General features: G+C 49.5%; 12 protein-coding genes. 5 read left to right on the top strand and 7 right to left on the bottom strand.

Annotated elements, in window-relative coordinates:
- Nucleotides 1-211 precede the first annotated feature (211 nt).
- The 4 genes from QN379_RS13700 to QN379_RS13715 all read right to left on the bottom strand — a co-directional run bounded on the left by QN379_RS13700 (nt 212) and on the right by QN379_RS13715 (nt 4219).
- On the bottom strand, nt 212-610 hold the full coding sequence (locus QN379_RS13700) for a PPC domain-containing DNA-binding protein (RefSeq protein WP_322233053.1): 399 nt from the start codon (nt 608-610) through the stop codon (nt 212-214).
- The gene (locus QN379_RS13705) at nt 603-1175 is read right to left on the bottom strand and encodes a PPC domain-containing DNA-binding protein (protein ID WP_323506876.1); all 573 of its coding nucleotides are present in this window, start codon (nt 1173-1175) and stop codon (nt 603-605) included. The genes QN379_RS13700 and QN379_RS13705 overlap by 8 nt, the downstream gene beginning before the upstream one ends.
- On the bottom strand, nt 1172-2827 hold the full coding sequence (locus tag QN379_RS13710; RefSeq protein ID WP_323506877.1) for an acyl-CoA synthetase: 1656 nt from the start codon (nt 2825-2827) through the stop codon (nt 1172-1174). The genes QN379_RS13705 and QN379_RS13710 overlap by 4 nt, the downstream gene beginning before the upstream one ends.
- 201 nt (nt 2828-3028) lie before the next feature.
- A complete protein-coding gene (locus QN379_RS13715; protein ID WP_322233058.1) occupies nt 3029-4219 on the bottom strand; it encodes an acetyl-CoA acetyltransferase in 1191 nt (396 codons plus the stop codon).
- A 572-nt stretch (nt 4220-4791) separates the two neighbouring features.
- Here QN379_RS13715 and QN379_RS13720 point away from each other — a divergent pair.
- The 4 genes from QN379_RS13720 (at nt 4792) to QN379_RS13735 (ending at nt 9482) form a co-directional block, all read left to right on the top strand.
- Entirely contained in the window at nt 4792-5835 is a 1044-nt protein-coding gene (locus QN379_RS13720; RefSeq protein WP_322233060.1) for a TRAP transporter substrate-binding protein, read from the top strand.
- Entirely contained in the window at nt 5835-7721 is a 1887-nt protein-coding gene (locus QN379_RS13725; protein WP_416186779.1) for a TRAP transporter large permease subunit, read from the top strand. Before QN379_RS13720 ends, QN379_RS13725 begins: the two co-directional genes overlap by 1 nt.
- Nucleotides 7722-7809: 88 nt before the next feature.
- Nucleotides 7810-8583 (top strand): SDR family NAD(P)-dependent oxidoreductase, encoded by a 774-nt coding sequence (locus tag QN379_RS13730; RefSeq protein ID WP_322233062.1) that lies wholly within the window; start codon nt 7810-7812, stop codon nt 8581-8583.
- A gap of 101 nt (nt 8584-8684) precedes the next feature.
- Nucleotides 8685-9482: a glucose 1-dehydrogenase gene (locus tag QN379_RS13735; RefSeq protein ID WP_322233064.1), complete on the top strand. Its 798-nt coding sequence runs from the start codon at nt 8685-8687 to the stop codon at nt 9480-9482.
- A gap of 112 nt (nt 9483-9594) precedes the next feature.
- Here QN379_RS13735 and QN379_RS13740 read toward each other — a convergent pair whose 3' ends face one another.
- The gene (locus QN379_RS13740; RefSeq protein WP_323506878.1) at nt 9595-10497 is read right to left on the bottom strand and encodes a LysR family transcriptional regulator; all 903 of its coding nucleotides are present in this window, start codon (nt 10495-10497) and stop codon (nt 9595-9597) included.
- Between the two features lie 249 nt (nt 10498-10746).
- Between QN379_RS13740 and QN379_RS13745 the strand changes: the two genes are divergently transcribed.
- Nucleotides 10747-11880: a sigma-54-dependent Fis family transcriptional regulator gene (locus tag QN379_RS13745; RefSeq protein ID WP_322233068.1), complete on the top strand. Its 1134-nt coding sequence runs from the start codon at nt 10747-10749 to the stop codon at nt 11878-11880.
- Nucleotides 11881-12036: 156 nt separating this feature from the next.
- On the opposite strand, the gene QN379_RS13750 is transcribed toward QN379_RS13745, so the two are convergent.
- Together QN379_RS13750 and QN379_RS13755 are read right to left on the bottom strand one after the other, a co-directional pair.
- Nucleotides 12037-14271: a putative bifunctional diguanylate cyclase/phosphodiesterase gene (locus tag QN379_RS13750; RefSeq protein ID WP_323506879.1), complete on the bottom strand. Its 2235-nt coding sequence runs from the start codon at nt 14269-14271 to the stop codon at nt 12037-12039.
- Complete coding sequence (locus tag QN379_RS13755) at nt 14268-17204, bottom strand: chemotaxis protein CheB (protein WP_323506880.1); 2937 nt, start codon at nt 17202-17204, stop codon at nt 14268-14270. The genes QN379_RS13750 and QN379_RS13755 overlap by 4 nt, the downstream gene beginning before the upstream one ends.
- Nucleotides 17205-18195: the final 991 nt, after the last annotated feature.

Raw genomic sequence — 18195 nt, forward strand, 5'->3', positions numbered from 1 at the left:
TTTAAATGATGCGAGATGGCGATGATTAATTTTGCATGACTTGAATGCGTGCAATAATTTGATGCTGGATGAGTATATTCACAGTGAATAAAAATGTAAACAGGCAGCCAACCAAGCGCTGCCTTCGCCATCTTCACATAGTTTGCATTGCAATCGCATCGACGATTGCTGAATCGGTCACACGTTTAAAAGCGAAACAAGTGGGTGAGAATTATGAGTGCGCGGTCGGAAGCCACTCTTCCAGAGTCACCTCGAAGGTCATACAAATTGGGTTCGCACCGGCGACAAAGGGGCCACCATAAACGTTACCCTCCGGGTCGGCAACGACGCCAGTGAGTGATGCAATGAGAGAACCATCATCCTTTGAGCGAACCTCTCCCGCAAGGCTGACAATCTCAACCGCTGGCCCTTTAATCTGGACATATTTGCCATCCAGCGTTCCCAAACACGCATCCACCAGACTACCCAGCGCCCCCCGCACGAAGGCGTTCTTGAAGCCCTCTGCGATACACAGTTTCTCGACCCCTAAAACCAGATCTTCGTTAGGTGCGATACGTGCATAAGCAACGCGTCCCATAGTGCCGGTTTCAACGATCGTTGTATCATTCATTCGGACTCTCCGCTTGCGGTTGTATTAAGGGAATATTCGTTTCTGGATCGAAAGTCACGCGTAGTTCAAAGCCATCCAACGAGGTAACCAGCACCGAAATTGGGGTCGATCCAACAATACAGGTATCAGTAATGATGTGACCGCCCTTCACTGTCCCATTCTCTGTGCGAATAGCCGCATGACAATGCACGATGGGACGACCATGCTGATTTTTACCCAGCGTAGCATTGCCAAAAATCATGTATGCGCGCCCAGCCTGAATCGGTTTCGAATAAGCGATCATGGCTTGATGAGATGGATCGGGCGGCGCGACGCAGTATTCGAGATGATCGAAATAACCACCGAGTATCGTGGTCGAGGCATTCTTGATACCGATCTCGATCAATGGCTTCACAATAGCGTCAAAGAGACTTAAGCCTGGCACCAGCGTCAAACGGACATGTCTGCCACTGGCGGAATGCCGACTTTGAATACGGACCGGATTAAACGGTCCGGGATGCAGCATCATGCGTGGCCGATGCGCCTGTGGCGAGGCATTCGTATGTGACGCGTTCCTGGTGTTCATAGATGACACTCCCCTTCTGCCTCCAATAACGCTTTAACCTCTTTCTTTACAATCTTTCCGTAAGCGGATTTCGGCATTGTTTCCCAAAACACAAACCGACGCGGCCACTTATATTTGGCGATGCGTTCCTCCAAATGTGCCTTTAACTGTCCGCACTCCACAGTCAAATTGTCTTTGGTAACGATCACCGCAATACCGCTTTCGCCCCATTTCGGGTCCGGCAAACCCAGTACCGCGACTTCCGACACTGCCGGATGGGTCAATAATGCTTCTTCAATTTCGCGCGGGTACACATTAGAACCACCTGAAATATACATATCAGAGGAACGACCGGTGATATAAAGAAATCCTTCACGATCAACGTGGCCTATGTCGCCGGTATGAAACCAGTCGTCCTTAAATGCCTTGGCATTGGCATCCGGATTGTTGTGATAACCCATGAATACGGCGAGGCCGCGTACGCATATTTCGCCGGTCTCGAATGCCGTCAACTTTTGTCCGCTATCATTGAGAATGGCAATCTCCATTCCCGTGCGGGGAATGCCGCACGTGCCGACCCGCGCATGCGGATCGTTGTCATCGTCGGTATGCATATAAGTCGGCAAAAATGTAATGTTGCCGGTAACTTCGCCGAGCCCGTAATACTGCACCAACACCTTACCGAGCTTCTGTAGCGCGTAACGCTGGTCGGCACGATACATCGGCGCGCCAGCGTAGATGACGTGCTGAAGCGAGCTGTGATCGTAACGGTCTACCGATGGATCTTCGGTCAATATTTTGACGATGGTCGGGACAGTAAACATATTATCGATACGATGTTTCTCTACCAGTTGCCAGGCTTCCTCCGGCACTAATCTTTCGGTCGCAAGCAATACGCTGGCAGCACCGCGGGCCGTATTGACAATCGCGTGTATTCCAGCGCCGTGCGAGAGTGGAGCAACTACCAAGGAACGCGAGCGATGCGATAGTCCTGGTAGCAAATCAGCCAGATGGTTGGTCACCACAAACGCCATTTGTCCGTGCGATAACATTCCTGCTTTTGGATGGCCGGTCGTACCTGATGTATAGAAGAACCAGAGCGGATCTTCATACTCTACCTCGACCTCGTCAAACGGCACTGCACCGCTTGTCGGCGCTGCTGCAAGAGTCCCATAGTCCATTTCTCCGTCACGCGCATCGGAGAGGGCAATCACATGTGTCAGCGCAGGAGAAACAGCTTTAATAGCATCGACGTAATGTGCCAAACCACGGTCATACAACATCACCGTCGCACCGCTGGATTGCCCCAGATAAGCGGCTTCCGGTGGCGTAATACGCACGTTGGTAGGAACCCATACCAAGCCGAGTTTGAATGCGATCCAGGCGCTCTCAAAGATTTGCAAATTGTTGCGAGAATGCACCAAAAACCTGTCACCCTTTTTGACGCCTAATTGATGCAAAGCATGCGCTACCGCATCGACGCGGTCATTAATATCTTTCCAGGTAGCGACGTCATCGCCAATAATGATGCCCGCGTCATCGGGAAAACGGCGCGCGACATCCGATAACAGCCGCCCCAGATTCATGACTTTTTTTAACATGGTCTCGCTCTTATTTCGGTTGGGCTTATTAATTGTTGTTGCATGTGAGCTGTGCGGAGACAAGACAAACATCAAGAATTCAAGATTGATTTGCTCTGGTTTGCTTTGCTTTTACACCGCCTCATCAGGTGCCTCAAAAAACCTGTTGCACGAGCCAGGGTCGCATTGAGAAGCAGAGCCGTACGGAGGTACGGTGAGCATCGGAAATGCGAGATTGGTTTGCGCAGCAGGTTTTTTGAGGTACCTGTTTGGGCAGCAGGTTTTTCGAGGTACCTACCTGACGCGCTCTAAAATGCTGACATAATTTGCTACTGCGGCACCGCCCATATTGAATACGCCGACATATCTGGCATCCGCTATTTGCATTTCGCCCGCATCGTGGCAAGCCTGCATCGCTGCCATGACATGCATTGAAACACCGGTGGCGCCAATTGGATGACCTTTCGATTTCAGTCCGCCAGAAGGATTAATCGGTAAACGGCCTTCTTTGGTGGTGACGCCGTCGAGAATCGCGTGCGCGCCTCGTCCTGGCTCAGCCAAACCCATTGCTTCATATTCCAGCAATTCCGCGATAGTAAAGCAGTCGTGGGTTTCTACCAGCGACAGATCTGTAAGCGTCAACTTTGCCTGCGCCAGCGCCCTCTTCCACGCCAGACTGCCGCCCTCGAAGGACGTTGGGTCACGCCGACTGAGCGGCAGAAAATCATTGACGTGCACTGCCGAGCGAAACTGCACCGCACGCGGCATACTTTTAGCGACATCAGCGGCGCTGATGATCATTGCCACTGCACCGTCTGAAATCAAGGAACAATCGGTACGTTTCAGCGGGCCGGCGACGAATGGATTCTTTTCAGATACATGACGGCAAAAGTCAAAGCCCAGATCTTTGCGCATATGCGCATAAGGATTGGCCGCGCCATTTTTATGGTTCTTTGCTGCGATTGCTGCCAAAGCATCCGACTGATCGCCGTAACGATCAAAATAGGCTTGGGCAATATTGCCGAACACCCCTGCGAAACCGCCAGCAATGGCCGCTTCTTCTTTAACGTAGGAACATTTGAGCAAGACATCGCCAACTGCCGCTGTAGCCAGTTCGCTCATTTTTTCGTAGCCAATGACTAGCGCATGGCGCGACTGACCGGATAAAATTGCCTGTAATCCTGAATGAATTGCTGCTGAGCCGGTGGCGCAAGCGTTTTCGACCCGGACTGCTGGCGTGAATCGCATTTCCGGAATGCTATTAAAAATGAGCGAAGAAGGAAAATCCTGCTGCAGAAAGCCGCCATTAAAGGTGCCGATGTGAATAGAACTGATATCGGCCGGTGTCAGACCCGCGTGCGCTATCGCCGCCTGCGCTACTTCGGCAATCAATATTTCAGGATCGAGGGCATCAAGTTTACCAAACTTAGAATGGTTCCAGCCGGTAATGCATGGGGCGGAAGTCGATGGAGAGGAAGTCGTCATTTGGATTCCTAAAAAGAGTTTTCAGAATAATGCTATGCAAAAATAATGCCAAGGTTATGACACGAACGGCAACTATAGGTAACTGTCGCCAAGAACTATCAAATGGTCATTCTCAATGTAGATCAAGGCGAAAAATGAAGTAGAAGCGAATGAAAGCGTATGGCGTCAATATTATCCTTTTGCGCAGCGGCGTGGCGTATGGACCGATTTTTGGGGCGGCGATTGCATAGCAACTGACGTGCAGCGTGCGATAAAGAATTTTGCTGCACCGCAGTAACGACAGGTGTTTATTTTATGCGACAGGTGTCGCACAAAATAAACACCTGACATCCTTTGTCGAAATTGCATTTTTAGACGAGAATATCAGCACTGGGCTGAGGATAGCTGCCAGAGCAAGAGACGAGGAGGAAGAGACGAGGAGGAAGAGAAGCACGACAATATAGCCAATCGGAATAACCGCCGATAGCAAAACTGGGCCTTGGCACTTAAATTGCTCTATCCAATCTTACGCAGCGTAGCTACCAGGTTCCAGAGATCATTTTTTATATAACTAAAATCCAGGAGACAAACAGATGGGTAATCGCGTTGGTATCATTTCACGCCGCAATTTTTTGAAAACAATTTCTGCCACATCGGCAATCGCCGCCAGTGGCTTAAGTATGGTTTCGACACAAGCTTTTGCCGCTGCCGAGTTCACCTTAAAATTCGCCAATAATCTGCCAGTCACACATCCGATGAATGTGCGGGCAAAAGAAATGGCGGCAAAAATTGCGACCGACTCAAAAGGTCGCATTGATATGCAAGTCTATCCAAATAGCCAGCTCGGTACTGATACCGACATGCTGTCGCAAATTCGTGCTGGCGCTATTGATTACTTTTTGCTTTCACCGTTGATTCTTGGAACACTAGTCTCGGATGCACAAATCAGCGGAATTGGTTTTGCATTTAAAGATTACAACCAAGTGTGGGCAGCGATGGATGGCGATCTTGGCGCCCACGTGCGCAAACAGATTTCGGCGAAATCGACACTGTTCGCGTTCGACAAAATTTGGGATAACGGCTATCGCCAAATCACCAACAGCAGTCGCCCGATTAATAAGCCGGAAGACTTGAAAGGTATGAAATTACGCGTTCCACCAAGTCCACTCTGGACCTCAATGTTCCGCGCATTTGATGCTGCGCCAACCAGCATTAACTTTGCCGAAGTCTATTCAGCGCTGCAAACAAAAATCGTCGAAGGCCAGGAAAATCCACTAGCGATCATCTCGACTGCCAAACTGTACGAAGTGCAGAAATATTGTTCGATGACGAATCATATGTGGGATGGTTTTTGGTGTCTGGCAAATAAAACCTCGTTCGAAAAGCTGCCGAAGGATCTTCAGGATATCGTCACGCGTAATATCAACGAAGCCGGTCTGAAGCAACGCGTTGACACCAAGGCACTTAACGATTCACTAGTCGCCGAAATGAAAACCAAAGGCCTGCAATTCAACGATACCAACAACGACGCTTTTCGCACCAAGCTACGTAGTGCTGGATTTTACGAGCAATGGCACAAAAAATTTGGGGATGAGGCTTGGGCCATCCTTGAGAAATACACTGGAAAATTGGCCTGATGGACGCCGCTACGACCTATACCACACCAGTGCAAAGCCATTTTCTGGCGCGGCTTCTGGCGACGGTCAACCGCGGCGTGATGCACGTTGTCGCTGCGGTGGCGGCAACGCTGGTGATTGTTGAGACGTTGATATTGCTGATCGGCGTGACCTATCGCTATGCGTTGCACGATCCGCTGATCTGGTCGGACGAACTGGCCTCAACACTATTCATCTGGCTATCGATGCTGGGTGCGGTGCTGGCGCTTGACCGTGGTGAACATATGCGGCTAACGGCGATTGTTAATAAACTTTCCGAAAAATGGCGCATCTGGTTCGAGACTGTGGCAGCGCTGATTGTCTGCATCTTTGTTCTGATGATCATTCACCCGGCCGTCACCCATGCGACCGACCAAATGGCGATCACCACGCCCGCTCTGGAAATTCCGGACGGCCTGCGTGCGGCGGCTTTGCCAGTCGGTGCCATTTTGATGTTGCTGGCTGCGGTTGCCCGTATGGCTAGCCATGCGACCTTTAAACAAGTCACCTCAGCAATCGGTGTGGTTGGCGTTATCGCTCTGGCTTTGTGGCTAGGCAAACCATTGCTGCTCGCCATGGGCAACTACAATCTGATCATATTTTTCGTCGTGCTGATTGGTGCGTGCGTGGCTGGCGGTATTCCAATTGCGTTTGCATTCGGTACTGCCACCATGGCTTATCTGGCGTTAGCCACGAATGCGCCAATGATGATCGTGGTGAGCCGCATGGACGAAGGTATGTCCAGTCTGATTTTACTCTCGGTACCGTTATTTGTTTTGCTCGGCGCACTGCTGGAAATCAGCGGTCTGGCGCGTACGCTGATCGATTTCATGGCCGCGTTGCTTGGACACGTACGCGGCGGCTTGCAATACGTCCTCCTTGGCGCGATGTTTCTGGTATCGGGTATATCCGGCTCTAAAGCAGCCGATATGGCGGCCATTGCACCGGCTCTGTTCCCTGAGATGAAGAAACGCGGCGCCAAGCCGGAGGAATTGGTGGCGCTATTGTCAGGAAGCGGTGCCATGACCGAAACGATTCCGCCAAGTCTGGTGCTGATCACGATCGGTGCGGTGTGTAGCGTATCCATTACGTCATTGTTCATCGGTGGTTTGATGCCAGCGGTAATTGCGACTATCGCTATTGGGTCAGTCTGCTGGCTTCGGGCCCGTCGGGAGCCGATCACCAACATCAAACGTGCTTCATTTGCAGTCATTGGTAAAACACTGATCATCGCCATACCCGCTCTGGCACTCCCGATACTGATCCGCGTGGCAGTCATCGAAGGTGTCGCGACAGCGACCGAAGTGGCGACTATCGGCGTGGCTTATACCATCGTGGTAGGACTGGTAATGCATCTGTTTATGCGTCACCTCGACTTCAAACGTATTTATCCAATGCTGGTTGAAGCCGCAACCTTGTCAGGCGCGATTCTGCTGATCATCGGTATGGCGACATCAATGGCGTGGGCACTGACACAATCCGGTTTCTCGGCCAAGCTGGTGACGCTGATGCAAGGTGTTCCAGGCGGTGGTATCGGTTTCTTGCTGATTTCAGTGGTTATCTTCATCGTGCTGGGCAGCATATTGGAAGGAATTCCAGCGATTGTATTGTTTGGCCCGTTACTATTTCCAGTGGCGCGTTCATTAGGCGTGCACGACGTGCACTATGCCATGGTGGTAATCCTGTCAATGGGAATTGGCTTGTTCGCACCGCCGTTCGGAGTCGGTTTCTATGCAGCATGCGCCATCGGCAAAGTATCGCCGGATAAAGTGTTCAATCGGGTCTGGGGATATCTCGCTGCGCTGGTTATAGCATTGCTGATCGTCGTTGCTATTCCTTGGATTTCAATCGGATTCCTCGATAAATAATCGACCTAAAAACCATTCGACTTCAAAACCGGCGGTCTGCAAGAGATAGCTAACTAGCTAAACAGACCGCCAACCTAACGGAGATAAAATGTCCCAACATGATAACCGCGCACCTCGGGTGGCGCTGGTGACGGGCGGAGCCATGGGTATCGGTGCTGCCATTTCGGCACGTCTGGCGGCAGATGGATTGCACGTATTGGTCGCCGACATCAACCTCGACGCAGCCACCGTAACGGCAAACAAAATAAACGACTCGGGCGGCTCAGCTACGCCAATTTGCATGGACGTCAGCAATCCTGAAACGATCGCACAAGTATTCGCCGCTATCGCGCTGGATTATGGTCGCTGCGACGTGCTGATCAATAACGCTGGCATCGCAAAAACCTATGCATTTCTGGACTTGCCACTGGATGCCTGGCAAAAAACCGTCACCACCAATCTCACCAGCGTGTTGCTATGCGGTCAGCATGCGGCACGTCTGATGCTGCGACACAAATGGGGTCGCATTGTGAATATATCGTCTGTCTCGGGCTTACGGGCCAGCGCTGGACGCACCGCTTACGGCACGTCAAAAGCCGCGGTCATCGGCTTGACGCGCCAGATGGCAATCGAGTTGGCAGAACACGGCATAACGGTCAATAGCGTTGCGCCCGGCCCGATCGATACGGCAATGACGCAGACTTTGCATTCTGCTGAAACACGCCTCAGTTTTACCAACGGTATTCCGATGAAACGCTACGGAACACCCGATGAAATCGCCGCCGCTGTGGCGTTTTTGGCCGGAGCCGATGCCGCCTACATCAGCGGTCATGTTGTGCCGGTTGATGGTGGCTTTATTGCCGCTGGCGTACTCAGTATCTAATTTGGAATATTGAATATCTATTTGCCTATCTATTGACCGGCCAGGAAAGCACAACGCCGCTGGAGTGGTTTTGCCTAAGTCCTACTTACAAGGAATAATTTATGTTGCGCACTATGGAAAATAAGATTGTCATCGTCACGGGTGCCGGTTCGGTTGGGCCTGGCTGGGGTAATGGCAAGGCCGCTGCTGCTTTATATGCACGCGAAGGCGCAACGATTCTTGCGGTGGATCGCCACTTGCAAGCGGCAGAAGAAACCCGCGATTTGATCCGCGCGGAAGGCGGCGTGTGTGAGGCTATTTCCGCCGACGTTTCGAAAAGCGACGATGTTCAAGCGATGATACAAGCGGCGCTCGACCATTTCGATCGGATTGATGTATTGCATAACAATGTCGGGATTGCCGAAGTTGGCGGTCCGGTTGAAACGAGCGAAGAAAGCTGGGATCGTCTGGTAGCAGTCAATCAAAGCAGCGTGTTTCTGACGTGCAAATATGTGTTGCCGGTGATGGAGCGCCAGAAGAAAGGTGTCATCATTAATATTTCCTCAGTCGCTGCATTGCGTTGGATCGGCTTTCCTTATGTTGCGTACAGCGCGACCAAGGCAGCCATGCTGGCGGTGACCAAAAACATCGCTATACAATACGCATCCTCCGGAATTCGGGCGAATTGTATTTTACCCGGCCTGATGGATACACCGATGATACGCGAGCCACTCAAAGCATCGTATGGCGGCGATATCGAAGAAATGCGTCGCAAGCGTCACGAGCAATGTCCGATGGGATTTATGGGCGATGCCTGGGATGTTGCACACGCGGCTTTGTTTTTGGCGTCGGATGCAGCGCGGTATATTACCGGCGTAGATTTAATTGTGGATGGTGGACTGACGCTCAAGTGTATTTGAACCAGCTATATTTTTCCTCATATTTACACGCCAGTCGATCAGAAAAGAATGCCGATACAGCGCTTGTTAAGGCCTCTTCTTTGATCTACTTAATGGTGTCCGAGTGACATAGTTAATCCGATGTTTGTCTAAAACTCTTCCACGCTTCCTCTGCGGTTTCGACAAATGTGCGGGCGCACGGATTCCGATTTTCTTTGTTCCAGATCACAGCCACCTCAACCACCGGCGCGTCCGTCATCTGCCTGAACACCGTTGTTTCCAGATGCATGGCTTGCATTGAGCGCGGGACCATCGCCACACCCAACCCTTCGCCGACTAAATTGACAATGGTTTGCTGCAAATTGGCGGCTAATTTGATGCGTGGGTGAAAGCCGTTAGCCTGGCAATAGCTGACTATCATGTCATAGACGACTGGCGCAATCGTGCGCGGAATGCTAATAAAAGATTCACTTGCCAGATCGTTCGGCGAGATCGTTTCATGACTTGCCAACCGATGATGTTTTGGTAGTACCAGGACCAATGGCTCGCTAAAAATAGTGCGACTATCAAGACCGGTGCAGTCTTCAGGCCGGTACATAATACCGACGTCAACTTTGCTTTCCTTGATATCGCCGACCAGCAAATTAGGCACGTATTCGATCAGTTGCATATCGACGTCAGGATAGGTCACCGAATAATGGCGCGTTACCGATGGCAAGATGTTATACGCCGACGACATCATAAAGCCGACCATTAACCGACCGATTTTGCCTGCACTGGTAGAGACGGCATTCCGTTTTGCACGCTCCAACGCACTAAATATCTCCGCCGTGTCTTTGTAAAAATTGTGCCCTGCCTTTGTCAGTTGCACATTGCGCTTGCTACGGTCAAACAGCAACACGCCTAATTCACGCTCTAAGGCCGCAATTTGTCGTGTTAATGGCGGTTGCGAGATATGCAACAATCCAGCCGCACGTCCAAAATGCAGGGTTTCCGCGACCGTTCTGAAATAAGTCAAATGGCGTAATTCGATCATCTGATACCTTCAAGGTATTAATGGGGTGACTATATTGTATTGGAAGTAATCAATCAAGCTAGCTATTCTTAGGCACAGCGAGTGCAGCTTCACCAAATCAGTTTGATTCAGATGTTAGTGCACACTCTGAAAAAGTTTCAATATTCACCAGCGTTGTGAATATTGAATAGTTCTAAAGGCGTCTCAGGTCACAAGCCAGACAATGCCACTCATAAAAATCAGTTCACAATGTAGAACTAGGAGACAAGCATGCCGACACAAACGGTCACCGTATCTAGCAATACCGGCCTTTCAAAAACCACTTCGTATCGCTCATTGGATGAACTATGTGGTGGCGATCCCCAGATGCAAGAATTGATCATGCGCGGTAAATTACTGATCGATAAAGGTATTCCCATTTTAATTTTGGGTGAAACCGGAACCGGTAAGGAATATCTGTCACGCGCACTTCACGCATATAGTGCGCGGCGCAAAGGCAACCTGATTGCCGTCAATTGCGCATCAATCCCGGAAAGTCTGGCTGAGAGTGAATTATTTGGCTACTGCAAAGGCGCATTTTCTGGTGCTTTGCCCGGTGGCATGAAGGGCAAAGTCCAACAAGCCGATGGCGGCACATTATTTTTGGATGAAATCGGCGACATGCCGTTTTCTCTACAAACCCGATTGTTGAGAGTGCTGTCGGAACACGAAGTCATTCCACTGGGTGCGGCGCATCCTGTCAGCGTCGATATCCACTTGATTTGTGCAACGCATCAGGATTTAAAAACGTTAATTGCGCAAGGCCGCTTCCGCGAAGATTTGTATTATCGCATTGCGGGTGGCGTGTTGCGCTTGCCAACACTGCGCGCACGTGCAGATAAAAAACAATTAATCATGCAAATGATAGCTGATGAATTATCTCTCGATCAAATCGATCAAATGAGCCCAATCAACTCTTCTGGCTATCTGAGTTGCAAGGCTGAACGGATTATGTCACCAGTAGCTCTGCAACAAATGATGGCCTATTCGTGGCCCGGCAATCTACGGCAAATGCACGCGGTGGTCCGCTATTGCTGCGCGGTGATGAGCAACAATCGGATCGAAGCAAGCGATCTTCCCGAGGATTTAATGCAGCTTCAGGATCTGCCGGTCAGTCATTCAGTTAATCACTCGAATACCGTCCATCAGGCTTTCCCACCAAGCCGATTATCTCCATCGCGCACGTTTAACGTTCCGCTTAGAGACGAGCGCTCGCGGGTGATCGATGCTTTAGTTGGTAGTCGCTGGAATATTTCTGCAGCATCAAGACAATTGGGAATGTGCCGTGCGTCGCTATATCGAAAGTTACGCGAACTAGAAATTCCCCATGTGCGTGATCAGGCCATGCCCGCTTATGCAACCTAGTTGCGGCGTAGTTAAATCGTAGTTAAATCGTAGATTACGCACCGTACCGTGAAGTACAGCAGAGGTTTAAGCCAAAGCTGTTTAATGGCTTAAACCGAACTAACTCCTGTTTCGACAAAATCTGGTTACACCGAAAAGCGCTAATATATTATTTACTTAGCGTATTTTTTTAAGTTCAAAATTCTGCTCAAAACGATCCGGTGGAAGTGGTAGGCCTATATAAAATCCTTGCACCTCGTCGCAACCTTTTGTTCGCAAAAACGTCATTTGCTCCTCAGTTTCCACGCCCTCGGCGATGGTCCCCAACCCGAGACTCTTGGCGATACCAATAATGGCAGTAATAATGGCGCGATTTTCCGTGCTTTCACTAATATCCCGCACGAAAGATTGGTCTATCTTTAGCTTGCAAATCTTAAATCGGCGTAAATAACTGAGGGATGAATAGCCCGTTCCGAAGTCATCGATAGATAACCGAATGCCATGTGCCAACAGTCTGTCGATAATGATGATGGCTTCATGAGGATTATCCATGGCCGCACTTTCGGTCAACTCCAGTTCCAGATAATGCGAAGGTAAATCTTCTTCCGTCAATATCTGCATCACCAACTCAGGCAAACGTGGATCACGAAACTGCACGGCAGAAAGGTTGACCGCTATCCGTGTCCGCGGCAATCCTTTGTCGAGCCACGCTTTGCATTGCCGAATTGCCTGGCGTAACACCCATTCGCCAATTTGCAAAATTTGACCGCTATCCTCTGCAATCGGGATGAAATCAGAGGGTTCCAGGTGTCCGAGTTCAGGATGTTCCCAACGTAGCAAGACTTCTGCACCAACCATACCGCCGTCGCTTAATCGTATCTGGGGTTGATAATGCAGCTGAAATTGTTTTTGCTCCAGTGCGTGACGAAGAGCATTTTCGATGACCATGACTCGCGCCGAATTGGCCTGCATTTCGGACGTAAAAAAACGATACCCGTTTCGCCCTGCTTGTTTGGCACGATACATCGCCACGTCGGCGCTGCGAGACAGCGTTTCAAAATCAGTGCCGTCACCAGGAAATATGGCAATGCCGATGGATGGCGTCACCACCAACTCATATTGCTCAATCTGATAAGGTTTCTTCGCCAACTCAAGTATCTTTTCAACCAAATGCGCCGCACCTATTGCATCTGTATCCGGAAATACCAGAATAAATTCATCGCCACCGAGTCGCGAAATGGTGTCTTGTCCGCGCACCGCCTGGATCAGGCGATTCGACCATGCGACCAATAACTGGTCACCTACTTGGTGCCCGAGCGAATCGTTCACATTTTTAAAATGATCCAGATCAAGGAACATCAGTGTCAGCGCACTCTGGTTGCGCTGTGCGATAGCGAGATCGTGGAGAATACGGTTTTTTAATAGCGCACGGTTCGGTAATCCGGTGAGAGCATCGAAATGCGCCATCCGATGGATATGCGCTTGCGCTTCTTTGTGCTCAGTAATATCACTGAAAATCACGATATAGTTAGAGGGATTGCTGTCTGCATCAAGCACACGACTTATCAAAAACCATCCCATATATAGACGGCCATCGTTACGACGGCATGACATCTCGCCTTGCCAATGCCCTTCCATATCGACGGTGGTCCACACTTTTTGATAAAAATCCTGACCGTGATGGTCGGTTTGCAACATGTTTTGATTCTTGCCGATCGTCTCGGCTTCGCTATAACCGGTGATCGTCGTAAACGCGTGGTTGACCATGATGATCGCACGGTTGACATCCGTCACCATGATGGCTTCGCCGCTCTGCTCAAAAACCTTAGCAATCAAATGCAGCTTGGCTTCTGCCTGTTTGCGGACGTGGATGTCCGTAAGAGTCACCCGCACTACCTGTGTCGGATTCATCGGCCCATCAGCGTCTATACGCAAAGAATCGAGCTGCACTTCAAATGGCAAGCCAGCGTTACTCAACATCGTTAGTTCACATTGCTGCTGTTGCGTCTGTCGCAATACGCCAATGAAATATCGATGCCAGCGATCTTTATCTTCCACCGTGACAAAACGTGCAAAACGACGCTGTAGTAATTTCGACCGATCTATCCCCAACAACGTTGCGGCGGTAAGATTGACCTCAATAATCAAACCCTCGGAAGTCAACGTGAGGTAACCGACCGGCGCAAAATCGTAGAGGTCGACGTAGCGATCACGGGTCTCTTCCAGAATAATTTGCGTCCGCCGCAACTCTTCGTTCTGCATCTCCAGCTCGACCTGATGCACGCGTAGTTCGTGCAGAATTTCGTCCGTGGAGCGGTTTGCGAACTCCGATACCGTTGTCACCGTCGAATGGGCGAGTTTAGTTTCAGCCTCTGATCGTTGCCGATCTGCGTTGTTGGACTTATCGTTCATGTGACCGCCGCCAGAGCAAGTAATATCAAATTCGATTCGCCGGTTTTACTGACAATACGACGCGCATTGAGCAGCATTTTGCGGCGACCAATAATCGGAAAGTCCTGCTCTACCGGGTAGTCTTCAAAAGTCTCATTGTGTTGTCGGACACTTTCCAGCAACTGGCGCAGTGCCAGAATATCCCATTGACGGCTACCTAAATCGTAAATCAAATTACCCACTGTATCTTGCGGTTGAACCTTAAACTCCCGATAGAACGACTGGCTCGCAGATATCACTCTGAAGGAACTATCCAGTACCAGTAATGGCTCACGCACAGTATTGATAATGCCCTCGGCCAGATGCTGGGCCTCGCGTGCCTCAATCGCTTTGATGTGTTCAGTAATGTCGGTAAAGGTCAGGACGACACCATCAATCACATTGTCGAGAGTGCGATAAGGCTGAATGCGGGCCAAATACCAGTCGCCGTTGGCGGTGCTGACTTCGCGCTCAAGCGGAATCAACGTTTCCAGAACTTCTTTGGCCTCGCTTAACAGGTCGTCGCCAGTGAGGTCCGATTTAATGTCGCCCAGGGCACGCCCCATATCTGACTGTGCCAACCGATAAATCCGCACAGCATCCCGGGTGAACCTGCGCACATGCATATTTTGATCAAGGAAAATCGTGCCGACGTGAATATTTTCCAGCAAATTTTTCATGTCATTTTGCATATCGGCCAATTGTTCTATCTTGGCCTCTAATTCTGCGTTGACGGTCACCAGTTCTTCATTGACCGATTGCAGCTCTTCTTTAGATGTCTCCAACTCCTCATTAGTCGATTGCAGTTCTTCGTTAGTCGATTGCATCTCCTCATTAACGCATTTGAGTTCCTCGTTAAAATTCTGCTGTTCCTCGATGGTCGAATGGAGACTCTCTTTAATATAAGCTAGCTCGCGTTGCAACTCTTCAATCTGACGCAACTCCTCAGAACTGGCGGGATGTGCGTCCGCAGCGGGAACTCCTGCCGGTGGTTGTGCCACTTCCCTAAAACTGATTAGCAATAATCCCTTTTTCGTGTCTGGCTCAGATTGCGGTCTGACACTAATGCTCACTATTTGAGTAGCGTCATCCGTTTTGAGAGTGACTTCCTGATCCAGTGTCGAGGTCCCGAGGTTAGCGCCAGCATAAATGGCAACACGAAGCTCCGATTGCAATCCTTCACGCGCCATCTCGATGACATTCAGCGTGGCCTGCCCGGGAGCTGGACGCAGGTATTTGCCAGTATCGCCATGCACATATAAAATGTCACCCTTCAAATCGGTGATGACTGAGGCAGGCGCAAAGGCGCGAATTAACGCGCGTTTTGTGATCTCGGCGAAGCTATTTTCGTTAGTTTTTTTGATAACTTCCTCGGGGACTTTCTTACGTATTTCCGCTGTCCATGATAAGTCCCGCGCATGCACAAGTCGTGTCGGCGTGGAGGACGGTACAGACCGGAATAATTTCCATTTCCGATTAATGGGGGCAAACAGGTCTGTATGCGAACCTAAGCCTTCAGAAGGCGATAATAGCAGTGTTCCGTTTTGCTTAAGCGCGTAATGAAAAGAAGGAATCAGACGGTTTTGCAATTCCGGCTCAAGATAGATCATTACGTTGCGACAACTGAGTAAATCCAGTTTGGTGAAAGGTGGGTCTTTCAAAATGTTATGGACCGCAAACACGATCATCTCGCGGATTTCTTTTTTTACACGATAGCCAGTATCTTCTTTGATGAAAAATCGATGAAGCCGCTCTGGCGTGACGTCCTCGCTGATGCCCGATACGTAAAATCCGGCACGGGCGATAGCAATTGCTTCATCATCGAGATCAGTACTATACAACTGCACTTTGCACTCTCGTCCGCACTCATTCATCAATTCACGCAGAATGATGGCAATCGAATAAGCTTCCTCGCCGGTGGCGCAACCTGCCACCCACACCCGCAGTACATATTGATCCGATATATCGGCTAAGAGCGCTGCAAGAATATCCTGCTTCAAAATGACAAAAGTCTCTGGATCACGAAAAAAACGTGTGACGTTAATCAACAATTCCTTAAATAAGATTTGCACCTCGGCCGGATGCTCACTGAGATATCGCGCGTACATTTCCATATCGCGAATGTTATGAGTCGACATGCGTCGTTCAATACGACGACAAATGGTATTTGTTTTATAAAGCGAAAAGTCGTGTCCTGCGCCGCTTTTTAATAACTGCAATATCTTGGCGACGCTACCAGACGTATCCTTCACACTCGGCAAATGTTCTTTCGATGGCATTGGCTTTAGAGTGTTATCTAACAAATATGCCGCCATTTGATCTGCAGGGAATGTAAAACGGGCGCACCCGGCGTTGATCGCACTGCGAGGCATGCCGTCGTATTTAGCGGTAGTCGGATCTTGGACAATAGAGGTTCCACCCGCCGCAAGGATGGCACTCAAGCCAACAGTACCGTCCGTGCCGGTACCTGACAAAACAACACCAATCGCCCTTGATCCCTGATCTTTAGCTAAAGACCCCATAAATACGTCGATCGCCATCCGTTGCCCCCGCGGAACTTTGGGAACGCTGAGGCGTAGCGCGCCGCGACTGATTGTCATATCCCGATTGGGGGGAATAACATAGACGCAATTGACTTCTACTTTTTGCTCGTCCCTAGCCTCACATACTTGCATCGTGGTTGTGCGTTGCAATATTTCTGTTAGCAGACTGACATGATCTGGGTCGAGATGAGAAATGAGTATGAAGGCCATCCCGCAATCGGCTGGAACAGGGCGGAAAAATTGCTCGAACGCTTCCAACCCTCCGGCCGAAGCGCCAATACCTACGATGGGAAAGCGTTCATCGCCTTCCTGTTTTTTGGGACTCATGCCGGCCTTCTCGCCAGCGGCGATATTAACTACTTTAGCCACCATGGCAATTTCCTTTTACCAAGGGTCTTCGTATAAAAATAGTGATATAAATAACAGAATCGGAGAAGATACAAATCGATAAATTAGTACGCATTTTTTTCGATTTAATAACACAACATATTAAAAATTTCGCACGTGTGCTTAGTCTTTCTTTGCTTTAACTAAAGCATAGCGATGTGGTAACTATAAGTCTACTAAATTCACAAGAGGCTGAATGGCGTGATTAAACGGCGCAACACAATCAATCTTAACCAATCTGAATGAAGGCAAAAAGGAATGAAAAATGACAGGGTGATCTATTAAGCGGTTATTTTAATCTTGAACAAAATCTTCGGGTAAGCTAAAAACGAGGGCAACGTCAAACACAAACAGTATTAAAAAAGTTACGCATCATAAACTACTGGGACCACCGACAGGGAGCGACTCCATGAAAACAGCGTTCATCATTTCCGTACTATGTTCAATACTAACTGGCTGCGTTTCACCCGACAATTTTAGTTGCGAAAAACCTGACATCCGTCCGATTTGGTGCAACGGCCGACTGCCTAGTGAAACAGGTCACACGTGATAGCTAAGCGTTGATTCCATGAGCTGATGGAAACAGGAAAAGGAACGTCATGCGCCTTGTCGGCGCAATCGTTCCATTTGGCGGGGAGGTTTTAATACTATCGAGATTGCATGGTAACGCCAGTGTCGATGGTGCCGTACATTTGCACCACTGGACCTCTACCCGGTTCGGCCGGATGGCTTGCGCAACCCACTGTGACTAAGACAGTTAATAAGACAGTTATTGAGACAGTTAACAAACTTACTACACGTAATGTGACCATCAACATATTTTTCATGGTTGAGTACCCAAGTTGATAGCTTGCTTACTATAATTTTTTTTTGTTGTTATATTTATCTTTTTTATCGTAGTCAGTACCTGATTCATCGTATTTTTTATACTAGTCAATATGCTGTCTATCATGAGGTCGGTTTCCTTATTTGTATA

Source organism: Glaciimonas sp. Gout2 (assembly GCF_035018905.1).
Taxonomy (GTDB): Bacteria; Pseudomonadota; Gammaproteobacteria; order Burkholderiales; family Burkholderiaceae_D; genus Glaciimonas.

Excerpts from the sequence above, each read along its gene's own strand:
- QN379_RS13700 (WP_322233053.1), bottom strand. The coding sequence starts at position 610 with ATGAATGATACAACGATCGTTGAAACCGGCACTATGGGACGCGTTGCT.
- QN379_RS13705 (WP_323506876.1), bottom strand. The coding sequence starts at position 1,175 with ATGAACACCAGGAACGCGTCACATACGAATGCCTCGCCACAGGCGCAT.
- QN379_RS13710 (WP_323506877.1), bottom strand. The coding sequence starts at position 2,827 with ATGTTTGTCTTGTCTCCGCACAGCTCACATGCAACAACAATTAATAAG.
- QN379_RS13715 (WP_322233058.1), bottom strand. The coding sequence starts at position 4,219 with ATGACGACTTCCTCTCCATCGACTTCCGCCCCATGCATTACCGGCTGG.
- QN379_RS13720 (WP_322233060.1), top strand. The coding sequence starts at position 4,792 with ATGGGTAATCGCGTTGGTATCATTTCACGCCGCAATTTTTTGAAAACA.
- QN379_RS13725 (WP_416186779.1), top strand. The coding sequence starts at position 5,835 with ATGGACGCCGCTACGACCTATACCACACCAGTGCAAAGCCATTTTCTG.
- QN379_RS13730 (WP_322233062.1), top strand. The coding sequence starts at position 7,810 with ATGTCCCAACATGATAACCGCGCACCTCGGGTGGCGCTGGTGACGGGC.
- QN379_RS13735 (WP_322233064.1), top strand. The coding sequence starts at position 8,685 with ATGTTGCGCACTATGGAAAATAAGATTGTCATCGTCACGGGTGCCGGT.
- QN379_RS13740 (WP_323506878.1), bottom strand. The coding sequence starts at position 10,497 with ATGATCGAATTACGCCATTTGACTTATTTCAGAACGGTCGCGGAAACC.
- QN379_RS13745 (WP_322233068.1), top strand. The coding sequence starts at position 10,747 with ATGCCGACACAAACGGTCACCGTATCTAGCAATACCGGCCTTTCAAAA.
- QN379_RS13750 (WP_323506879.1), bottom strand. The coding sequence starts at position 14,271 with ATGAACGATAAGTCCAACAACGCAGATCGGCAACGATCAGAGGCTGAA.
- QN379_RS13755 (WP_323506880.1), bottom strand. The coding sequence starts at position 17,204 with ATGGTGGCTAAAGTAGTTAATATCGCCGCTGGCGAGAAGGCCGGCATG.